Below are 5,912 nucleotides of genomic sequence, written 5' to 3' on the forward strand. Positions count from 1 at the left end.
TCCCCAGTCCCCAGTCCCCAGTCCCCTGTCCCCTATTTCTCAGCTTGAAGTTTTGCTAGGTCTTTACCAGTTCGGTTTTTGATTACTCGTGCAGGTATGCCTACAGCAATGGAGAAAGGAGGAATATCTTTATTGACAACTGCTCCCGCACCAATAACACTGCCTTTGCCGATGGTAACGCCATCTAATACCGTTACTCCATGACCTAGCCAACAGTCGTCTTCAATCACAATTCCCTTGCGAGTAACACCTTGGTATTTAATCGGCTCTATCGGATCGGCAAAATTATGATTATTAGCATATATCCCTGAGTGGGCAGCAATCATACAGTGTTTACCAATTTTAATGTCTCCTGGCCCCTCAATACAGACGTTGGGAGCAATGAAGGTGTCTTCATCAATATGTATACACGTATCTTCCAAACACCCTATATCAACGTTACGCTCAATAGCTACTCTATTTCCTAGATGAATTCTATTATTTTTGTGTCCTCTAGCATCCATCCGTACACCCTTGAAAATATATACTCCACTGCCAATTTCAATACAAGAAGTACCGTTAAATTCAACACCATTCTGAATATAAACTGGGCTGTCTATTTGGGCAAAAATACTCCGATATCCTAAATTACGCAACTTCGGGCCTAGAAGAAGTGTAGGAATATCTCCTAACACAGTAGTTACTACAAGTTCTTGCACGCGCTGCAATTTTGAAAAATATTGCTCGTTATGCATGGCTACATATCTCTTCAATTAATTGTTGTTGACAGTATTGAAAGTTGTTTTGCCTGTATCCTAATCTTCTGCCAATATTCAGGGATTTTGTATTTCTTAATACATAATCTGAGTGGCGGCATTACCAAAATTTACCCATATTCGTAGATAGTTTTCCCACATTTGGAAAACGAGAGTCTGGCTTTAACTATGTGAGCAATTCTTGAACTTAAATGCGGTATAGTTACCAAATTGGTATGCACAATTACATTGATTCGTTAGAAGCTTTTGTACCAGTTAAGACCCGTAAAAAATTTGCTTCTTTTTCACCAGGATCAATTAACAAAACAATGTCAGTGCATTATAGAGTCAAATCTCAGCCTATTAAATTTTCTGATGGGTAAATTTGCTGGTTTAGATAGGGTACTATTTTATTCGGCAACTAAGGGTGAAGTTGTTTGCCTTGAAGCTACTTTCTCTCAGGCGATTTTAGTCTTTTGAAACAACTCATTCATACAAGATATTCTGCAACAAAAAATACATTTAACTAGACTATTTTAAAGATGTAGATAAAATTTCTGCCTAGCATGACAATGTAATTATTGTTGGGTTTTATCGGGTATCTTTGCCCAAATAAACCCAATTAGGGTGGATTATCTCCCACATCAGCCATCACATTGAAGTTAACCATCGGTGCAAACAAGTAAGCGCTTCCCCGACTGCTATGACGGCTTTCTTGCAACGAATTTCTAGAGTATGTTGCTCCAATCATGTTGCACACGGATGATTTACAGACTAGCCAATTCACGTTTCTAATTACATGAATCGTTTTCAGAACAATTGTTTTTAACGATAACACATTTTATTTTTAGTGGAACATTCTCAAATAATTTGATTTCCAAGTTTATTGTTGATGAAAATAGCGCCAATCAGTTAACTTTTTTACTGGAGCGATGCTTGCGGCAGGGAAAGCCTACGTTACTCTTAAATAATTTTATACACTTAGTTAAAATTCATTGAGGATGGTAATTTTAAAAATACTCTTAGCGATGACTTGCAATTTTTGTCTGTATTTCTACCGTTGATTGTCCAAGTAATTTTATGATTAGGCGTTAAAGTCAGAATGATATCTACTATACTTGTGACATCATCTTCGTTAAAAGCCAAAAGGCTCAAAATTTTTCTCTTCCTATTACTCACAATACGAAAATTTGTAAATCACCCATTCGGGTGAGCCAAGCGGGTGATGCGTGCTTGGCACTACTCATTATAAATTTTATTGAAGGAAAGCTAAAACGTAGCTTAGTTTCTAGGAGAAGTTCAGAAAATAACATCAAATAACATCAAATACCCACATTGAGGTATCGGTTTTAACTCACACACTTGGTTCAAATTATGGCTTTAATTAAAGAAATTGTCCAAGAAGCTCTAACTACCGGCTATCTGAGTGTTGTAGCCGAAGATCAACTGCGATCGCAACTTCAAAGTAATTATGACTCAGAAGACCTAGATGGCTGGATCGTGTTACAGCGAGCTATTGCAGCAGGCGGTGTTAAACAAGAGTCGCGCCGAAAAAAAGCTTCTCTCTCTCCTAAGGCCAAAGACGCTTCATCAAGTATCAAACTTGCTTATCAAATGGCAGCAGAGATTGCTTATGCAGCAGCTGTAGCTTTATCAATGACAAAAAATACCAAAGATCAGCCTTCACTAGGCGCGTAAAATAACACGCTAAAAAGTTATTTTCCTGATTTAGTATCAAAAACTATACCAAGTAGTTAGTGTAGGCATAGCCCGCCGCAGGCATCGCTTTTCCTAGTCAACTACTTGGTATAATTTTTTAATCTAGTTTTAAGTGATGTCCGCGACGGGCTATTTGGTATCGCCTCTCCTGGAACTCACTTTAACAAAAGAATCATAACTGCTTCTTTCTCAGTGCAATTTTATTAAAAAATAATTAAAAATTTCATTTTTCTGGCAACAGCTACGATAAATTTTCACCCTCAGCTAAGACCATATAACTGATCCCCGGAAGCAATACTAAAATAAATATAAATTATTTCTTTAAAACTAGATTTTTTTAAGTGATGTATGCCACTCAATGATTAAATCTTAATATACCAAGTACATGGCTGAGAGTAACGCATAGAATTAGAAACACCTTGGTGTAAACTTTAGCAACGATGTTAAAAAAAATTCTCAATGCTTAACAAAGTCATCGCTTTTTCACAAACTACAGTATAAAGAATTGGCAACATTGGTAAAGACAGTAAACAATAACCATAACTAAACTTGGAGTTTTGCCAACCTATGCAGCCAATTCGCACATTTAACGTATCTCCTTCACTACCACCGCGACTCGAACCACTCCGGCGGTTATCATATAACTTGCACTGGGATTGGAATGTTGATACTAAAGATTTATTCCGTCGCTTAGACTCTGACCTGTGGGAGTCCAGCCATCACAATCCAGTGTTAATGCTGGGTACTATCTCTCAATCACGGCTTCTGGAAGTTGTCGAAGATGAAGGCTTCCTAGCGCAAATGGATCGGGCTGACCGTCAGTTAGATGATTATTTACAAGAGCGCACTTGGTATCAAAAACAACGGGAAGATCAACCAAAAGAATGCTACGCCTATTTTTCGGCGGAATTTGGACTTGTTGATTGTTTACCCGTTTATTCTGGAGGCTTGGGTGTTCTGGCGGGGGATCACCTCAAATCTGCCAGTGACTTGGGGCTACCGCTTGTGGGTGTAGGTTTACTGTATCAGCAAGGTTACTTTGCCCAGTATCTCAATGCTGATGGTTGGCAGCAAGAACGCTATCTGCTCAACGATTTCTATAATATGCCCTTGCATCTAGAGCGCAATGCCGATGGTTCAGAATTGCGGATTGCAGTAGATTATCCTGGACGCAAGGTGTATGCCAGAGTTTGGCGCGTACAGGTGGGAACGGTTCCTCTGTATCTGATGGACACCAATATTGAACCCAACAACACTTACGACCACGACATTACAGATCAGCTATACGGTGGCGACATCGATATGCGTATCCACCAGGAAATTATGCTGGGGATCGGTGGTGTGCAAATGCTCAAAGCTTTGGGGCTGAAAGTTACCGCCTACCACATGAATGAAGGCCACGCCGCCTTCTCTGCTTTAGAACGCATCCGCTTGCTGATTCAGGAAGAAGGGCTGAGTTATATTCAAGCTAAACAGGTGGTGGCTTCTAGCAACATTTTTACTACCCATACACCAGTCCCGGCGGGAATTGACTTGTTTGCTCCCGATAAAATGCTGCACTACCTGGGGTACTATGCAGAGATATTTGGATTGCCCAAAGAGCAATTTTTAGGATTGGGGCGCGAGAATACAGGCGATTTATCTGGGCCTTTCAGTATGGCGGTGCTGGCGCTAAAAATGGCAACATTTTCTAACGGTGTCGCCCAACTGCATGGTGTAGTGTCGCGGCAAATGTTCCAGGGCTTATGGCAGAAAGTACCAGTAGAGGAAGTGCCGATCGCAGCAATTACTAACGGTGTTCATGCTCGGAGTTGTGTTGCCAAATCAACTCAAGAATTATACGATCGCTATCTCGGCCCAAATTGGTCATCAGCACCACCAGATAGCCCATTGTGGGATCGGATGGACGCTATACCCGATGAAGAATTGTGGCGCAATCACGAACGCTGCCGCTTAGATATGGTTTTATATGTACGGGAGCATTTAGTCAAGCATTTGCGCGATCGCGGTGCTTCTGCTTCCGAAATTATCCAAGCCCAAGAAGTTTTAGATCCTTACGCTTTCACTATTGGCTTTGCCCGTCGCTTCGCTACCTACAAACGCGCCACCCTCTGGATGCGTGATTTGGAACGGATTAAGCGGCTTCTGCTGGCTAACAAAGACCGGAAAGTGCAATTTGTGATTGCTGGTAAAGCACATCCGAAAGATATTCCTGGTAAAGAACTGATCCGCGATATCAATCACTTTATCCGCGAACAACATTTAGAAAAACAGGTCGTGTTTGTTCCTAATTACGACATTCACATAGCCCGGTTGATGGTTGCGGGTTGTGATATTTGGTTAAATACACCGCGTCGTCCACGGGAAGCCTCTGGTACTAGTGGCATGAAAGCGGCAATGAATGGATTGCCAAATTTAAGTGTACTAGATGGTTGGTGGGATGAAGCTGATTACGTCCGCACAGGTTGGGCGATTGGACATGGAGAGAATTACGACGATCCTAACTACCAAGATGAAGTAGAAGCAAATGCTCTCTACGAGTTGCTTGAGAAGGAAGTTGTACCGCTATTTTATGAGCATCGGGATAGTGATGGCTTACCCCGTCCGTGGGTTGCCAAAATGAAGGATGCAATTCGCTTGAATTGTCCCTTCTTTAATACAGCGCGGATGGTAGGAGAATATGCTCTTAGAGCTTATTTCCCGGCTAGCGATCGCTATCATACCCTGACTGTTGATAACTATGCCCCAGCCAAAGAACTAGCCGCTTGGAAAGAAAAACTGAGCGAACACTGGTTCAACATCAGAATCAAAGATGTTGACGTATCAGCAGCTTCAGACATTGAAGTTAACCAAACCGTTGCGGTCATTGCCAAGGTTGACTTAGCAACTTTGAGCAAGGAAGATGTGCAGGTAGAGTTATATCAAGGTGCGATCGATGCCAATGGTGAGATTGTCAACGCTGTAACAGTGGTGATGGATTACCAAGGTGAGGATTCACAGCAATTGAGCATTTACACGGGTAATATCACCTATACCGCTTCTGGTTTGCAAGGTTTGTCTTTGCGTGTATTGCCGAAGAATCAAAATCTGGCTAATGCTTATGAACCAAGGTTGATTGCTTGGGCAGAGTAATAGTGCTGAATAGTTATTAAATATTCAAGATTAGGCGTTGCTAATTTAAGTTTAGCAACGCCTTTTATTATACGATGCAGTCACGCCTTACAAATAACTGTTGCTAAAATTACGCTAAAATTACGAATAATTATAACCCAAAATTCTTTCAACGATTGGGTTCGCCCAAAGTGATAAAAGAGAGTTAACTACAAATTGACAACTGCAAGCCACTACAAAAATCGATTTAGGTAGCAATACCATTGCCAATTTATGAGGGTTCAACGCCTGTAGAAACGGGATGAATACGACCTAAAGCAGTAAGCTTGGCAAAAATCTGGGTTAATA

At 41.1% G+C, this 5,912-nt stretch carries 4 protein-coding genes; 2 read left to right on the top strand and 2 right to left on the bottom strand.

Translation table 11 applies throughout. From position 1 onward, the window contains the following. Nucleotides 1–32 precede the first annotated feature (32 nt). Complete coding sequence (locus V7K55_RS06285) at nucleotides 33–734, bottom strand: acyltransferase (protein WP_334829286.1); 702 nt, start codon at nucleotides 732–734, stop codon at nucleotides 33–35. A 622-nt stretch (nucleotides 735–1,356) separates the two neighbouring features. Continuing rightward, on the bottom strand, nucleotides 1,357–1,485 hold the full coding sequence (locus V7K55_RS06290) for a hypothetical protein (protein ID WP_334829288.1): 129 nt from the start codon (nucleotides 1,483–1,485) through the stop codon (nucleotides 1,357–1,359). 623 nt (nucleotides 1,486–2,108) lie between these two features. On the opposite strand from V7K55_RS06290, the gene V7K55_RS06295 reads away from it, so the two are divergent. Further along, complete coding sequence (locus V7K55_RS06295) at nucleotides 2,109–2,432, top strand: hypothetical protein (RefSeq protein ID WP_334829290.1); 324 nt, start codon at nucleotides 2,109–2,111, stop codon at nucleotides 2,430–2,432. Nucleotides 2,433–3,020: 588 nt separating this feature from the next. Further along, entirely contained in the window at nucleotides 3,021–5,585 is a 2,565-nt protein-coding gene (gene glgP / locus V7K55_RS06300; RefSeq protein ID WP_334829292.1) for an alpha-glucan family phosphorylase, read from the top strand. Nucleotides 5,586–5,912: the final 327 nt, after the last annotated feature.

This window comes from Nostoc sp., assembly GCF_036919895.1.
In the GTDB taxonomy this organism is placed as follows: domain Bacteria; phylum Cyanobacteriota; class Cyanobacteriia; order Cyanobacteriales; family Nostocaceae; genus Nostoc.